This is a genomic window from Streptomyces spinoverrucosus (assembly GCF_006539505.1).
Lineage (GTDB): Bacteria > Actinomycetota > Actinomycetes > Streptomycetales > Streptomycetaceae > Streptomyces > Streptomyces spinoverrucosus.
Window position 1 is genome coordinate 107059 of sequence record NZ_BJND01000027.1, and the last position, 15589, is coordinate 122647.

The 15589-nt window shown below is 69.8% G+C and carries 13 protein-coding genes; 7 read left to right on the plus strand and 6 right to left on the minus strand.

What is annotated here, in order from left to right:
* Positions 1-14: 14 nt before the first annotated feature.
* Complete coding sequence (locus SSP24_RS20325; protein WP_141311081.1) at positions 15-1550, minus strand: gamma-aminobutyraldehyde dehydrogenase; 1536 nt, start codon at positions 1548-1550, stop codon at positions 15-17.
* A gap of 220 nt (positions 1551-1770) precedes the next feature.
* Here SSP24_RS20325 and ybiA point away from each other — a divergent pair, with 220 nt between their 5' ends.
* Entirely contained in the window at positions 1771-2340 is a 570-nt protein-coding gene (ybiA, locus tag SSP24_RS20330; RefSeq protein ID WP_141311133.1) for a riboflavin biosynthesis intermediates N-glycosidase, read from the plus strand.
* A 48-nt stretch (positions 2341-2388) separates the two neighbouring features.
* Here ybiA and SSP24_RS20335 read toward each other — a convergent pair whose 3' ends face one another.
* Positions 2389-2853: a DUF4190 domain-containing protein gene (locus SSP24_RS20335; RefSeq protein ID WP_141311082.1), complete on the minus strand. Its 465-nt coding sequence runs from the start codon at positions 2851-2853 to the stop codon at positions 2389-2391.
* 69 nt (positions 2854-2922) lie between these two features.
* Positions 2923-3585: a DUF4190 domain-containing protein gene (locus SSP24_RS20340; protein WP_141311083.1), complete on the minus strand. Its 663-nt coding sequence runs from the start codon at positions 3583-3585 to the stop codon at positions 2923-2925.
* A gap of 235 nt (positions 3586-3820) precedes the next feature.
* On the opposite strand from SSP24_RS20340, the gene SSP24_RS20345 reads away from it, so the two are divergent.
* Both SSP24_RS20345 and SSP24_RS20350 read left to right on the plus strand, forming a co-directional pair.
* Positions 3821-4882 carry an adenosine deaminase gene (locus SSP24_RS20345; protein WP_141311084.1) on the plus strand — a complete coding sequence of 354 codons (1062 nt, stop codon included), beginning with the start codon at positions 3821-3823 and terminating at the stop codon, positions 4880-4882.
* A 17-nt stretch (positions 4883-4899) separates the two neighbouring features.
* A complete protein-coding gene (locus SSP24_RS20350) occupies positions 4900-5607 on the plus strand; it encodes a glycerophosphodiester phosphodiesterase (protein ID WP_141311085.1) in 708 nt (235 codons plus the stop codon).
* Here the strand turns inward: SSP24_RS20350 and SSP24_RS20355 are convergent.
* Positions 5604-7268, minus strand: a complete 1665-nt coding sequence (locus tag SSP24_RS20355) for an RNA polymerase sigma factor (protein ID WP_141311086.1) — start codon at positions 7266-7268, stop codon at positions 5604-5606. The two genes, SSP24_RS20350 and SSP24_RS20355, sit on opposite strands and share 4 nt — an antisense overlap.
* A gap of 395 nt (positions 7269-7663) precedes the next feature.
* On the opposite strand from SSP24_RS20355, the gene pucD reads away from it, so the two are divergent.
* Complete coding sequence (pucD, locus tag SSP24_RS20360) at positions 7664-9988, plus strand: xanthine dehydrogenase subunit D (protein ID WP_141311087.1); 2325 nt, start codon at positions 7664-7666, stop codon at positions 9986-9988.
* 35 nt (positions 9989-10023) lie between these two features.
* On the plus strand, positions 10024-10527 hold the full coding sequence (locus SSP24_RS20365) for a nucleoside deaminase (RefSeq protein WP_141311088.1): 504 nt from the start codon (positions 10024-10026) through the stop codon (positions 10525-10527).
* A gap of 59 nt (positions 10528-10586) precedes the next feature.
* Here SSP24_RS20365 and SSP24_RS20370 read toward each other — a convergent pair whose 3' ends face one another.
* Positions 10587-11777, minus strand: a complete 1191-nt coding sequence (locus SSP24_RS20370; protein ID WP_141311089.1) for a polyamine ABC transporter substrate-binding protein — start codon at positions 11775-11777, stop codon at positions 10587-10589.
* Between the two features lie 160 nt (positions 11778-11937).
* Positions 11938-13377, minus strand: coding sequence for a gamma-aminobutyraldehyde dehydrogenase (locus tag SSP24_RS20375; protein WP_141311090.1), 1440 nt, complete (start codon positions 13375-13377; stop codon positions 11938-11940).
* A 165-nt stretch (positions 13378-13542) separates the two neighbouring features.
* Between SSP24_RS20375 and SSP24_RS20380 the strand changes: the two genes are divergently transcribed.
* On the plus strand, positions 13543-14040 hold the full coding sequence (locus SSP24_RS20380; protein ID WP_141311091.1) for an Lrp/AsnC family transcriptional regulator: 498 nt from the start codon (positions 13543-13545) through the stop codon (positions 14038-14040).
* A gap of 2 nt (positions 14041-14042) precedes the next feature.
* Positions 14043-15407 (plus strand): aspartate aminotransferase family protein, encoded by a 1365-nt coding sequence (locus tag SSP24_RS20385; protein WP_141311092.1) that lies wholly within the window; start codon positions 14043-14045, stop codon positions 15405-15407.
* Positions 15408-15589 lie beyond the last annotated feature (182 nt).

The following is a 15589-nucleotide window of genomic DNA, read 5'->3' on the forward strand; positions in this document are numbered from 1 at the left end:
GCGGCCTGAAGTGGTCATCGGTCCCCGAAGATCGTGCGGTGCCAGTCCTTCCGAGCGACCGCCGTATTGTCGAACATAACGTGCTTGAGCTGCGTGTACTCGTCGAACGAGTACACGGACATGTCCTTGCCGAAGCCGGACTGTTTGTATCCGCCGTGCGGCATCTCGCTGATGATCGGGATGTGATCGTTCACCCACACGCAGCCCGCCTTGATCTCGCGGGTGGCGCGGTTCGCACGGTAGACGTCACGGCTCCAGGCGGAGGCCGCGAGACCGTACGGGGTGTCGTTGGCGAGCCGGATCCCTTCGTCGTCGCTGTCGAAGGGCAGGACCACGAGGACCGGTCCGAAGATCTCGGACTGGACGATCTCGCTGTCCTGGGGCGCGTCCGCGACGAGCGTGGGCCGGTAGTACGCGCCGTTCTTGAGGTCGCCCTGGGGAGCTTCCCCACCGGTGACCACGCGCGCGTAGGCACGTGCCCGGTCGACGAAACCGGCGACGCGGTCCCGCTGGACGTGCGAGATCAGCGGTCCGAGGTCGGTGCCCGCCGCGAAGGGGTCGCCGAGGCGGACGGTTTCCATGAGGGCGGCGGTCTTGTCGACGAACGCCTCGTAGAGGGGGCGCTGTACGTACGCGCGCGTGGCGGCGGTGCAGTCCTGGCCGGTGTTGATCAGCGCGCCCGCGACCGCGCCGTGGACGGCGGCCTCCAGGTCGGCGTCGTCGAACACCACGAAGGGCGCCTTGCCGCCCAGTTCAAGGTGGAGCCGCTTGACGGTGGCGGTGGCGATCTCGGCGACGCGCTTGCCGACGGCGGTGGAGCCGGTGAACGACGTCATGGCCACGTCCGGGTGGCCCACGAGGTGCTCACCGGCCTCCTGGCCGGTGCCGGTCACGATGTTGATCACGCCGTCCGGGATCCCGGCGTCGGTGGCGGCCTGCGCGAAGAGCAGGGAGGTCAGCGGGGTCAGCTCGGCGGGCTTCAGGACGATCGTGTTGCCCGCGGCGATCGCCGGGAGGATCTTCCACGCGGCCATCTGGAGGGGGTAGTTCCAGGGCGCGATGGAGCCGACGACGCCGATGGGCTCGCGGCGGACGTACGAGGTGTGGTCGCCGGAGTACTCACCGGCGGACTGCCCTTGGAGGTGCCGTGCGGCCCCCGCGAAGAAGGACGTGTTGTCGATCGTGCCCGGCACGTCGAACTCGCGGGTCAGCTTCAGCGGCTTGCCGCACTGCAGGGACTCGGCGCGGGCGAAATCCTCCGCGCGCTCGGCGAGCACGGCGGCGAAACGGTGCAGCGCGTCGGAACGCTCACCGGGGGTGGCGCCGGCCCACGCCGGGAACGCCTCGCGGGCGGCGGCGACGGCCGCGTCCACGTCGTCCGTGCCCGCCAGGTCGTAGGTGAGGACCTCCTCGCCGGTGGCCGGGTCGACGACCGCGTGGGTCCGGCCCGAGGTGCCCTTCATGAGGCGGCCCGCGATGTACTGCGCGCCGTCCGCGAAACGGTCCTGGGCGGGGAATCGTTCCGGGGTGCTCCTGCCCGGCTTGTGCATGTCGCTCTCCTCCGCCGTCGCCCCGCTGTCCCTGGGGGCGGGTGGCGTAGCTCCAGCTCGATTTGAGTGCCGATCCTGACAGAGGGGCGGGCGTCCAACAAGTGATTCCGTTGTTGCCTTTTGGTTAAGCGACGGAATCTGTCGACCAGGTGTCGAGTCGGCGTTCAAAAGGGAGGACGGAGTGTCAGTGGTGCCTGCCAGACTCGCATGCGTGGAGAGGATGGAGGGGGTCAGCGGAGTGATCGATTCCCGGGATGCGCTGGTCAGGGAGGTCCGCGCGGGCGCTCGGATCAAGTATCTGCACTTCTGGGGGCACCGGCCGCGACCGGACGGGCGGATCGGCCCGAGCTGTCTGAGTCAGTGGTGGCCGTCGCCGTTCACCGTGGACGGGGTGGAGTACGCGACGGCGGAGCACTGGATGATGGCGGGCAAGGCCCGGCTCTTCGACGACGCGGAGGCGGAGCGGCGCGTGCTGGCGGCCGGGCATCCCGCCGAGGCGAAGAAGGCGGGGCGGCTGGTGCGGGGCTTCGACGAGGCCGTGTGGGAGCGCGAGCGGTTCCGGATCGTGGCCGAGGGCAGCGTCCACAAGTTCGCCGCGCATGCCGATCTGCGTGAGTTTCTGCTGGGCACCGGGGAGCGGGTGCTGGTCGAGGCGAGCCCCGTGGACCGGGTGTGGGGCATCGGGCTGGCCGCGGACGACGAGGCGGCGTCGGATCCGGAGCGGTGGCGGGGGCCGAATCTGCTCGGGTTCGCGCTGATGGAGGCGCGGGAGCGGCTGCGCGCGGCATGAGTGAGGGGCCGGTCCGGGGGCCGGCCCCTCGGCGCGTCGACGCGGCGTTCAGGAAGCCGCGCCGACCCCGCCCATGATGCTGGCGAAGGCCAGGAAGCCCAGCAGCGGAAGGATCACGGTGGCGATGATGCCGCAGACGAGGCCGGCGGTCGCCGCGCCCTTGTTGGTGGCCTCACCGCGAGTGGCCTTGCCCCGGCCGATGGCGCCGAAGATGATCCCGAGGATGCCGAGGATCACGCCGAAGAACCACAGGAAGAAGGTCATGCTGCACACCACGCCGATGATGCCCAGCACCAGCCCTGTGGTCCCCATGCCGTTGCTCGGCTGCACGGGCATCGCATAGCCGGGGGCCTGCGGGTAGCCCGCGGGCGGCGCGGCCGGGTAGCCGGGGCTTCCCTGGGGGTAGCCGTAGCCCGGTCCGGACTGCTGCGGATAGCCGTAGCCGGGGGCCGGCTGCTGCGGGGGCTGGGACGGCGGTCCGAACCCACCAGGGGTGGGGTTGGTGTTGGACATGGACGATCTCCCCTCCGTTGTCAGACCAGGGCATCGTAGTGGCGCTGATCGTCGCGGCGGGTGGCTGTTTCAGTAGTGGGCCGGGGCGGTGGCCACGGGGGCCGGGGCGCCGTAGTACGGGTCGTCCTCGTACGGCTCGTCGCTGTTGATGGCTGCCGTGATCCCGACGGCGATCAGGATGATCACCGCGAGGCCGAGGACGATCCCGATGATGCCCATGATCAGGCCTGCCTGGGCCTGACCGTGGTTGTCGGCCAGTCCGGCCTCGGCCCGCTTGCGTCCCTTGAGCCCGAAGACGACGGCGAGGATGCCGGTCACGAGCGAGACCACGCCGTACAGGCAGAACAGGGTGCACGAGACGATGCCCAGCACCATCGCCGCGATGCCCATGCCGTTCTGAGGGGCCATGGGCATACCGGGCCAGCCGTAGCCGCCCTGGGGATAGCCGTGGTAGCCGTAGCCGCCGGGTGCTCCCGGGCCGGTGGGGGCGACGGGCGGGGGTGGGACGGCGGGGCCGGGGCCGGGGCCGGGGTGGTCGAACGGTGTCGGCCCGGCGGGCGGGATGAAGCCCGGGCTCGGCATCGAGGTGACCGTGGCATGGTCGTGCACGGAGGGCGGCTGCGGTGTGGACGGTGCGGCGTCGGGCGCCTGGTTCTTGTCGAGCGAGGTCTTGTTCTCGGGAGGCGCCCACGGGTCGTGGCCGCCTCCGCCAGGCTGCGTCGCGTCCGTCATGTCGCATCCCCCCTGGGTCGATCGTGCCGCCATGCTACGGGGCCGTCCACCGCCTGCCACATGCGGGTGCGTGGGGGCCGGTCGCGCCCACGCGGCGGCGCCGGGCATCGATACCGCCCCACACCCTGAAGGCGACGCTGCCCCACCGCCTACGATGAACCCGAGTCACCGATCAGCCGATCACCGCGCCCCGCCCGCCACGCGCCGGCCGGGGCGCCGTTCCGGGGAGGAACCCTTGACCGAGCATCTCGTCGACCCCCGTGCCCCACGGGACCTGAAGGCCTTCATCGCCGGACTGCCCAAGGCCGAACTGCATGTGCACCACGTCGGCTCCGCCTCCCCCCGGATCGTCGCCGAACTCGCCGCCCGCCACCCCGACTCCAAGGTCCCCACGGACCCCGAGGCCCTGGTCGACTACTTCACGTTCACGGACTTCGCCCACTTCATCGAGGTGTACCTGTCCGTCGTCGACCTGATCCGCACCCCCGATGACGTCCGGCTGCTGACGTACGAGGTGGCCCGCGACATGGCCCGCCAGCAGGTGCGATACGCCGAGCTGACCATCACCCCGTTCTCCTCGACCCGGCGCGGCATCGAGGAGCAGGCGTTCATGGACGCGATCGAGGACGCCCGCAAGGCGGCCGAGGCCGACTTCGGGACCGTACTGCGCTGGTGCTTCGACATTCCCGGCGAGGCGGGCCTGGAGGCGGCCGAGGAGACGACCCGGCTCGCCACGGACGACAAACTGCGCCCCGAGGGACTGGTCTCCTTCGGGCTCGGCGGGCCCGAGATCGGCGTGCCGCGGCCGCAGTTCAAGCCGTACTTCGACCGCGCCATAGCCGCCGGGCTGCGCTCCGTGCCGCACGCCGGTGAGACGACGGGCCCGGAGACGGTGTGGGACGCGCTGACCCACCTGCGCGCCGAGCGCATCGGCCACGGCACCAGCTCGGCCCAGGACCCGAAGCTGCTGGCGCACCTCGCCGAGCACCGGATCCCGCTGGAGGTGTGCCCCACCTCCAACATCGCCACCCGCGCGGTCCGCACGCTCGACGAACACCCCATCAAGGAGTTCACCCGGGCCGGCGTCCTCGTCACCATCAACTCCGACGACCCGCCGATGTTCGGCACCGACCTCAACAGCGAGTACGCCGTCGCCGCCCGGCTGCTCGACCTCGACGAGCGGGGCCTCGCCGACCTCGCGAAGAACGCGGTCGAGGCCTCCTTCCACGACGAGGCCGGCAAGGGCCGCATCAAGGCCGAGATCGACACCTACACCTCGGCGTGGCTCGCGCGCTGACCCACCACAATGGCCCCATGCCGAACGTGACCGCCGTGGCCCACCGCGGTGCCCCCTACCACTTCCGCGAGAACACGATCGACTCGCTGCGTTCCGCGCTCCGACTGGGCGCGGACGCGGTCGAGGTCGACGTACGGCTGACCCGGGACGGTGTGCCCGTGCTGCTGCACGACGAGACGCTGAAGCGGTTGTGGGATCACGACCGGCCGCTGCTGTCGCTGTCGGCGGACGAGGTGCGCGGGCTGACGGCGGGCCGGGTGCCGACGCTCGCGGAGGCGCTCACGGCGACCGACGGGCACCGGGTGATGCTCGATCTGCCGGGCACGCCCGAGGTCCGGGCGGCACGCCGGGTCGTGGACGTCGTACGGGAGTGCGGGGCGGCGGACCGCGTGTACTACTGCGCGGGCGCCACCGCGATGCTCGCGGTACGGGCCGCCGACCCGGCCGCCGAGATCGCCCTCACCTGGACGACCCTGGCCCCGCCGCGCCCGGCCCTGCTGGACGCGGTGCGCCCGCGCTGGCTCAACTACCGCTTCGGCCTGATGAGCCGCGACCTCGCCGCCCGCGTCCACAAGGACGGCTACCTGCTGTCGGTGTGGACCCCCGACACCCGCCGCACCATGCGCCGCCTGCTCGCCCTCGGCGTCGACTCGATCACCACCAACCGCGTCGACGCCCTGTGCGCCCTGCGCACCGATGAGGTGATGGCCGCGCAGGAGCGTTAAACGCGGGAGCGCTGAGGGACGGTCGCCGGGTCGGTCGGGCGGGCGCGGGTGACGTACTGCGGCACGGGGGTGTCGTCCCTGCCGGTGTCGCGGACGAGGCCGTAGCGGGTCGCGCCGTCGGGAGGCCCGTGGTTGATGTCCTCGGTCACGTCGTCCCAGGTCGAGGGGAAGACGCTGAGGCCGTAGTCGGCGCCGCGTTCGTTGACGGTGAGGGTGACGGTGCCGTCGACGTAGAAGTACTCGTTCTGCCACATCTGCTGGGTGCCGGGCGGCAGTTGGGCGTATCCGGTGGCCGTGCTGCCCATGCCGGTGGCGGAGCTGTCGGTGCTGCTGACGCGGTCGTCCATACGGCGCCCGCCGCCCGAGGCGACATGGAAGAGCTTGCCCTTCAGGCCGGTCCAGGCGGGCATGACGAGGGCGCCGGGGCGGTACTGCGGGGAGATCTGCCAGCGGACGAGGACATAGCCCCGGCCGGTGAGGGTGACGCTGTCGCCGCGGTGGTTCATCACGGCGTGCGGGCCGCCGGTGCTGGTGAGCCCCGTCTCGGGGCGGCGCGGCAGGGCGGCGGGGCGCGCGTTCGGGTCGGGCGCCCGGTCGACGGCGTCGACGACCGTGCCGTACAGGTCGGTCTTCTGCTGCGTCACCGAGGGCGACGGCGTGGGCGACGGGGCCGGTGGGGTGGGCGTGCTCGTCGCGGTGGGGACGGCGGGGGCCGCGGCCCGTGGGGGGCGCGGAGTGTCCTGCGGGGTCTGCGTGACGACGTACGCGCCGCCCGCGGCGATCGTCGCTCCGGCCGTCACCGCCACGGCCGGTTTGGTGAGCGCGGTCATGACCTTGGCGGACCAGCCGACGGAGGTGGCGGCCACGGCGGTCTTGCCGCCGAACGCCAGCGACAGCGTGAAACCGACCGGGACCGGGACGAGCGCGATGCCGACGAGCAGCCGCTCCGCCGGTACGACGGACTCGCGGGTGTCCGAGCAGTAGCCGCAGCCCCGGATGTGCCGGGCCAGCCGCTTGCGCCACACGGAGTCGGGCCGCCCGGGCCAGCGTGCGGTCAGCTCACGCAGGTCGGGGCAGGCGCCGTCGAGGGCGCGGACGATGCCTCGGGCGGTCTCCAGCCGCTCCTTCATCCGCTGGACGCGGACGGCGGCGTGCTGGCGGGTGATGCCGACGGCGGCGGCCAGTTCACGCCGGGTGAGTTCACCGGCGACCTCCAGCCACCACAGCGACAGCAGCTGCCGGTCCTCGTCGTCGAGCCACCGCACGGCTTCGGCGACCTCGCGCCGCTGGCCCTCCAACTGGAGCCGCAGCACAGTGAGTTCGGCGAAGTCGGCGGCGTCGGAGGGCACCTCGTCGGCGGGCGCGGTGGGGCGGCTGCGGCGGGCCCGGTCCCGTATCTGCCGCATGGCGATCGCCACCAGCCAGGACCGGAAGCTGTCCGGGTCGCGCAGCGAGCCCAGGTTGCCGACGGCACGCAGCATCGTCTCCTGGACGACGTCGTCGACGTCGGCGTGGCCGTTCAGGGCGCGGCCGACGATGTTGTAGACCAGCGGCAGCCAGCCCTCGACCAGGTCGTCCAGCGCCCGCCGGTCCCCTGCCTGCGCCGCCGCGATGGTCGACCGCCACTGCCGCCCGTCCACCTCAGTCCTCTCCACCCTCATCCGACGTCCGCACGCACCTTCTCAGTCCGACCCGCACTTCTGGCTATGCCGGGGGTCACACCCCCTGTCGGGGACGTGGCGGGAGACGGGCGGATAACACTTTTCGGCGCACCTTTTCGGCGGCGGTGCCCTTAGGAGTTTCCTAACGCTGCGGGCCTCACCGGCCCTTGTAGAAACCTACGAAGAGCCATCCCCGGCCTGCGGAGTCTTTCATGCCTTCCACTCCTAGCTGACTCCACTCGGCTGCCTGTGTACTCCTCAACAAGTTGCAACGGAGCCAGGGAACTTGCTGCCTGGGCGGCTGGAACCCACCTGATCAATACCTGCTTCATCGGAACGGAGATCGACTACCTCATGCTCGGCAACCGTCTCGTCTCAAAGGTGGAGGCTTCCTGATGGCCGACCAGACTTCTCCCGCCCGCACCCCACAGGAACTCAATGAGGCCATCACCGGCGGAATCGGCGACAGCCCACTGCGGCCGGACGGAACGCTCAAAGTACGCGGGGAGTACGCCTATTCCTCGGATCTGTGGGCGGAGGACATGCTCTGGGGCGCGACCCTGCGCAGCCCGCACCCCTATGCGCGGATCACCTCGATCGACATCTCTCCCGCGCTCAAGCACCCCGGCGTGTACGCGGTGTTGACCCACCAGGACATCCCCGGCGAGAACATCTACGGCCTGAAGGTCTCCGACACGCCGGTGCTTGCCGAAGACGTGGTGCGGTACCAGGGCGAGCCGGTTGCCCTGGTGGCGGCCGATCACCCGGAGACGGCCCGGCGCGCGCTGGCGAAGATCGTCGTCGACTACGAGGTGCTGGAGCCGATCACGGACCCGGAGCGGGCCGCGCACGACGACACGCTGCCCAAGCTGCACCCCGGCGGCAACGTGGTGCGCTATCAGCCGATCATCAAGGGCGATCCGGAAGCCGGGGCCGATGTCGTGGTGTCCGATGTGTACACCCTGGGCATGCAGGACCAGGCGTTCCTCGGGCCGGAATCCGGGCTGGCCGTCCCGGCCGAGGACGGCGGGGTCGACCTGTTCATCGCCACCCAGTGGCTGCACGTGGACCAGAAGCAGACGGCGCGGGCCCTCGGTCTCCCGGTCGAGAAAGTGCGCTTCACCATGTCCGGTGTCGGGGGCGCCTTCGGTGGCCGTGAGGATCTGTCCATGCAGATCCACGCCTGCCTGCTGGCGCTGCACACCGGCAAGCCGGTGAAGATGGTCTACAACCGGTTCGAGTCGTTCTTCGGCCATGTGCACCGGCACCCGGCGAAGATGTACTACGAGCACGGGGCGACCAAGGACGGCAAGCTCGTCTACGTCAAGGCGAAGATGTACTTCGACGGCGGCGCATACGCCTCCAAGACCCCGGTCGTCGTCAGCAACGCCACCTCGCTGGGCGTCGGGCCGTACGAGGTGCCCAACGTGCAGATCGAGGGTTGGGGCCTCTACACGAACAATCCGCCGTGCGGCGCGATGCGTGGTCTCGGGGCCGTGCAGCCGGCGTTCGCCTACGAGCTGCAAATGGACAAGCTCGCCAAGGCGTTGGGCATGGACCCGGTGCGGCTGCGGCAGCTCAACGCCGTCGAGGAGGGCTCGACCATGCACACCGGGCAGGTGCTGGACTACCCGGCGCCGGTCGCGGAGCTGCTGGCACGTCTGAAGAAGCTCCCGATGCCGCCGGAGAACCGGACCGTACCGGTGGACGTCCGGGACCTGCCGGGCGGCGTATCCAACATCACGCACGGCGAAGGCATCGTGCGGGGCGTCGGATACAGCGTGATCATCAAGAACGTTTCCTACGCGGAAGGCGTCGACGACTACTCCACCGCGCGGGTACGACTTGAGGTCATCGGCGGCGAACCGGTCGCGATGGTGCACACCGCCGCGGCCGAGGTCGGGCAGGGCCTGATCACCGTGCAGCAGCAGATCGCCCGCACCGAACTGGGCGTGGAGCGGGTGAACATCCACCCGGCCGACACCAACGTCGGCGACGCGGGGTCGAGTTCGGCCTCCCGGCAGACCTACATCACCGGAGGTGCCGTCAGGAACGCGTGTGACGCCGTCCGCGAGGTGATCTTCGACCTGGTCGCCCGGCGTTTCGGTGAGAACCCGGCGGACCTGTCGCTCACCGGCGGCAAGGTCGTCTCCGGGACCACCGGTTTCATCGCCGATCTTGTCGACGTACTCGGCGATGACGTGATCGAGGAAACCAGGGAGTACCACCACCTCCAGACCTACGCGATGGACCCGGTGACCGGGCAGAGCCCGCGGGTGCACGTCCAGCACGCCTTCTCCGCGCACCGGGCGGTGGTGGACGTGGACACCGAGCTGGGCCTGGTGAAGGTCGTGCAGTTGGACTGTGCGCAGGACGTCGGCAAGGCGATCAACCCGGACGCCGTCGTCGGGCAGATCCAGGGCGGTTCCACACAGGGGCTCGGCCTTGCCGTGATGGAGGAGATCCAGGTCAAGGACGGCAAGATCCGCAACCCGTCGTTCACCGACTATCTGATCCCGACCATTCTGGACACGCCGCCGATGACGGTGGATGTGATCGAGAAGGCGGACCCGAACGCGCCGTACGGGGTGCGCGGTGTCGGCGAACCGCCCACCATCTCCGCCACCCCGGCGATCGTGAACGCCATCCGCAACGCGACGGGGCTGAACCTGACCCACACCCCGGTCAAGCCGGAGCACATCTGCGGAGTCCAGCCGTGATCTCCCACCCCACCGTCTCCGGAAAAGGAGTGACCATGACCACGCACACCCAGGAAACGAACGTCCAGGAGTTCGAGCGCGTCTGGATGGAGAAGGCGATCACGCTGGCCACCACCAGCGTGACGAACGGCGGCGGCCCGTTCGGCGCACTCGTCGCCAAGGACGGCGAGGTCGTCGCCATCGGGAACAACCAGGTCACCGCGACCCTGGACCCGGTGGCGCACGCCGAGGTGAGCGCGATGCGTGCCGCCTGCAAGAAGCTGGACACCTTCTCGCTCGAAGGCTGCGTCCTGGTCACGTCGTGCGAGCCGTGTCCGATGTGCCTCTCCGCCGCACTGTGGGCGCGGGTCGACCGGGTCGTCTACTCCGCTGACCGGCACGATGCCGCGGTGGCCGGTTTCGACGACCGCAAGTTCTACGACCTGTTCGAGAAGAAGCCCGAGTCGATGTGGCCGATGTCGGTCGCGCACCTGGACCTGCCGAACCGTACGGCGCCGTTCGAGGCATGGCTGGCCAAGCCCGACCGCATCGATTACTGACGAGGAGTCCTCAATGACACGGGGCACCTTCGGTAGAAGTGCCTTTCGCCCCCCTCGGTTCACAATCCCACAATCCCATTCCACCGCCGAGCGAACTCCACCCGCTCCTCCGCCGCGATGTCCCGTGCGATCGCGAGCCGTCGCCGCATCGCGGTGTCGGGGAAGATCAGCGGGTCCTCGGCCAGGGCGGCGGTCTCCTCGTCCTTGGCGGAGGCGAGGACGTCCTGGGCGGCCGGGACGGGGCAGACGTAGTTGACCCAGGCGGCCAGCTCCGCGGCGACGTCGGGGTCGTAGTAGTGGTCGACGAGACGCTCGGCGTTGGTCTTGTGGGCGGCGAGGTTGGGGATCATGAGGGACTCGGACCACAGCTCGGCGCCCTCCTCGGGGACGACGAACTCGATGTCCGGATCGTCCGCCTGGAGCTGGATCACATCGCCGGAGTAGGCCTGGCAGGCCAGCACGTCGCGGCTGAACAGGTCCTTGATGTAGTCGTTGCCGGTGAAGCGGCGGATGTGACCGCCCTTCACCCGCTTCTCGACCTGGTCGCACATCCGGTGGAAGTCGTCCGCCGTCCACCGCGTGATGTCGACGCCGTCGCCCTGCATCAGCAGCGCGAACGCCTCGTCCAGCCCGGACAGCAGCGTGACCCGGCCCTTGAGGTCGCTCGCCCACAGGTCGGAGACATGGCGGATCTCCCGGCCCAGCTCCCGCCGGTTGTACGCGATGCCGGTGATGCCGGACTGCCACGGCACGGTGAACCTGCGGCCGGGGTCGAAGGCCGGTGAGCGCAGCAGTGGGTCGAGGTACCGCGTGACGTTCGGCTGGCGGGCGCGGTCCATCTCCTGCACCCAGCCCAGCCGTACGAACCGCGCGCACATCCAGTCGCTGATGACGATCAGATCGCGGTCGGTGGGCTGGTGGTTCATCAGGGCGGGGCTGATCTTGCCGAAGAACTCGTCGTTGTCGTTGATCTCCTCGACATAGTCCACGGCGATGCCGGTGCGCCGCTCGAAGGCCTCCAGCGTGGGCCGCTTCCGTCCGGAGTCGTCGGTGTCGATGTACAGCGGCCAGTTGGCCCACGTCAGCCGCCGGTCGCGGGCCGAGCGGTCGGCGGCGGCCCGGTCGCCGGGCGCCACGTACGCCGCGGGCACGCCGCAGCCCGCCAGCGCGCCGAGCGCGGCACCGCCGCCGAGCGCGCGCAGTACGGAACGGCGGGACAGCATGGGTGTCTTCGGTGGTGGGAGGGCCATTGCCGCAGCATGCCGCCGGTGCCGGGGCACGGACAATGGACGCTGCGTCGAGCCCGCCCGCACAGCGCGGACACCTTGTCGATCACCGCAGGACACCGCCCGGACAGACCACGGCCCCGGACGGTCCGTCCTCCGTCCGGGGCCGCGAGCCATGGGAACCTCACGCCTCCAGCGAGGTCATGACGTGCTTGATCCGCGTGTAGTCGTCGAAGCCGTACGCCGACAGGTCCTTGCCGTAGCCGGACTTCTTGAAGCCGCCGTGCGGCATCTCGGCGACCAGCGGGATGTGGGTGTTGATCCACACGCAGCCGAAGTCGAGCTTCTTGGACATCCGCATCGCGCGGCCGTGGTCCTTGGTCCAGACGGAGGACGCGAGGGCGTACTCGACGCCGTTGGCGTACGCGACCGCCTGGTCCTCGTCGCGGAAGGACTGGACGGTGATGACCGGCCCGAAGACCTCCTTCTGGATGATCTCGTCGTCCTGCGTGACGCCCGAGACGACGGTCGGCGCGAAGAAGTAGCCCTTGTCGCCGACGCGCTTGCCGCCGGCCTCCACGCGCGCGTGCGCGGGCAGCCGCTCGATGAAGCCCTCGACCTGCTTGAGCTGGTTGGGGTTGTTCAGCGGCCCGTACAGCACGTCCTCGTCGTCCGGCCGGCCGGTCTTCGTGTCGGCCGCGGCCTTGGCGAGGGCGGCGACGAACTCGTCGTGGATCGCCTCGTGGACCAGGACGCGGCAGGCCGCCGTACAGTCCTGCCCGGCGTTGAAGAAGCCCGCCACGGAGATGTCCTCGACGGCCTTGGCGATGTCGGTGTCCTCGAAGACGACGACCGGCGCCTTGCCGCCCAGCTCCAGGTGGACCCGCTTGACGTCCTTGGCGGCGGACTCGGCGACCGACATGCCGGCGCGCACCGAGCCGGTGATGGAGGCCATCGCCGGGGTCGGGTGCTCGACCATCATGCGGCCGGTCTCGCGGTCACCGCAGATGACGTTGAAGACGCCCTTGGGCAGGATCTCCCCGAGGATCTCCGCGATGAGCACGGTGGACGCCGGGGTGGTGTCCGACGGCTTCAGTACGACCGTGTTGCCCGCCGCGATCGCCGGGGCGAACTTCCACACGGCCATCATCATCGGGTAGTTCCACGGCGCGACCTGCGCGCAGACGCCGACCGGCTCACGGCGGATGATCGAGGTCATCCCGTCCATGTACTCACCGGCCGAGCGGCCCTCCAGCATCCGGGCCGCGCCCGCGAAGAAGCGGATCTGGTCGACCATCGGCGGGATCTCCTCGGAGCGGGTCAGCCCCACCGGCTTGCCCGTGTTCTCCACCTCGGCCGCGATCAGGTCCTCGGCACGCTCCTCGAACGCGTCGGCGATCTTCAGGAGGGCCTTCTGCCGCTCGGCCGGGGTCGTGTCCCGCCACCCCGGGAACGCGGCCTCGGCGGCCGCCATCGCGGCGTCGACGTCGGCCTGCCCGGACAGCGGGGCGGTGGCGTACGCCTCGCCGGTGGCCGGGTTCACCACCTCGGTGGTCCGTCCGTCGGCGGCGTCCCGGAACTCTCCGTCGATGTAGTTGCGCAGACGACGCAGCTCGGTGCTCACTGCCGGCCCTCCAAAGTCGGGTGTCCAATCACTGAGACACCCACCCTAATCGGTAGTCCCACGGTTTCAACACCCCCCGACGCGCCATATCTGCGAAATCCGCAAGCTTCGAGCCCATGAACAACGAATTTCATCGATCAAGGCTTGCAAAACTGTCGAGACGTCGTGCACAGTGACGTCGTGGCCAGTCGAAGCGCAGACCCGAGAAACGGCAGTCCCCAGCTGGATGCCGTCTCCCTCGCCATCATCGAGCAGCTCCAGGAGGACGGCCGCCGGCCGTACGCCGCCATCGGCAAGGCCGTCGGCCTGTCCGAGGCGGCCGTGCGCCAGCGCGTGCAGAAGCTGCTCGACCAGGGCGTGATGCAGATCGTCGCCGTCACGGACCCGCTCACCGTGGGCTTCCGCCGACAGGCGATGGTCGGGATCAACGTCGAGGGCGACACGGAGTCCGTGGCCGACGCGCTGACCGGCATGTCGGAAGTCGAGTACGTGGTGATGACCGCGGGCTCGTTCGACATCCTCGCCGAGATCGTCTGCGAGGACGACGACCACCTGCTGGACGTCATCAACAAACGCATCCGGGCCCTGCCCGGCGTGCGCTCCACCGAGAGCTTCGTCTATCTGAAGCTCAAGAAGCAGACCTACATGTGGGGAACCCGATAACCGTGAGTACCAAGGACCTCAGCAAATCCGCGTACGACCACCTGTGGATGCACTTCACCCGCATGTCCTCGTACGAGAACTCCCCCGTACCGACGATCGTGCGCGGTGAGGGCACCTACATCTACGACGACAAGGGCAAGCGCTACCTCGACGGTCTGGCGGGTCTGTTCGTGGTCCAGGCCGGACACGGCCGCGTCGAGCTCGCCGAGACCGCGTCCAAGCAGGCCCAGGAGCTGGCGTTCTTCCCGGTGTGGTCCTACGCCCACCCCAAGGCCGTCGAGTTGGCCGAGCGCCTCGCCGACTACGCGCCGGGCGATCTGAACAAGGTCTTCTTCACCACCGGCGGCGGCGAGGCGGTCGAGACCGCCTGGAAGCTCGCCAAGCAGTACTTCAAGCTCAAGGGCCAGCCGACCAAGTACAAGGTCATCTCCCGCGCGGTCGCCTACCACGGCACCCCGCAGGGCGCCCTGTCCATCACCGGCCTGCCCGCTCTGAAGGCCCCCTTCGAGCCGCTGGTCCCGGGCGCGCACAAGGTCCCGAACACCAACATCTACCGCGCGCCGATCCACGGCGACGACCCCGAGGCCTTCGGCCGCTGGGCCGCCGACCAGATCGAGCAGCAGATCCTCTTCGAGGGCCCGGAGACGGTCGCCGCCGTCTTCCTGGAGCCGGTGCAGAACGCCGGTGGCTGCTTCCCGCCGCCGCCCGGCTACTTCCAGCGGGTGCGCGAGATCTGCGACCAGTACGACGTCCTGCTCGTGTCGGACGAGGTCATCTGCGCCTTCGGCCGCCTCGGAACGATCTTCGCCTGCGACAAGTTCGGCTACGTCCCGGACATGATCACCTGCGCCAAGGGCATGACCTCGGGCTACTCCCCGATCGGCGCGTGCATCGTCTCCGACCGCATCGCCGAGCCGTTCTACAAGGGCGACAACACCTTCCTGCACGGCTACACCTTCGGCGGCCACCCGGTGTCGGCCGCGGTGGGCCTGGCCAACCTCGACCTGTTCGAGCGCGAGAACCTCCCCCAGCACGTGCTCGACAACGAGGGCGCCTTCCTCGCCACCCTGCAGAAGCTGCACGACCTGCCGATCGTCGGCGACGTCCGCGGCAACGGCTTCTTCTACGGCATCGAGCTGGTCAAGGACAAGGCCACGAAGGAGACGTTCAACGACGAGGAGACCGAGCGCGTCCTGTACGGCTTCCTGTCCAAGGCCCTGTTCGACAACGGCCTGTACTGCCGTGCCGACGACCGCGGCGACCCGGTCGTCCAGCTCGCGCCGCCGCTGATCTCCAACCAGGAGACCTTCGACGAGATCGAGCAGATCCTGCGCGCCACCCTGACGGAGGCGTGGACGAAGCTGTGATCAGCTGACGCGGTGATCTTCCTTCGGGATGATCAACCACGGCCCCGGTGCCGTCCGTTCGAGTGAGAAACGGCGGCCCGGGGCCGTGTGCTGTCCGGGAGCCCGGTGGCCGCTGCCTAGCGTGCCCAGTGACCGATCGGCCCAGCCTTCGTTCCCCCGCACGAGGGACCTGGCACGGCACA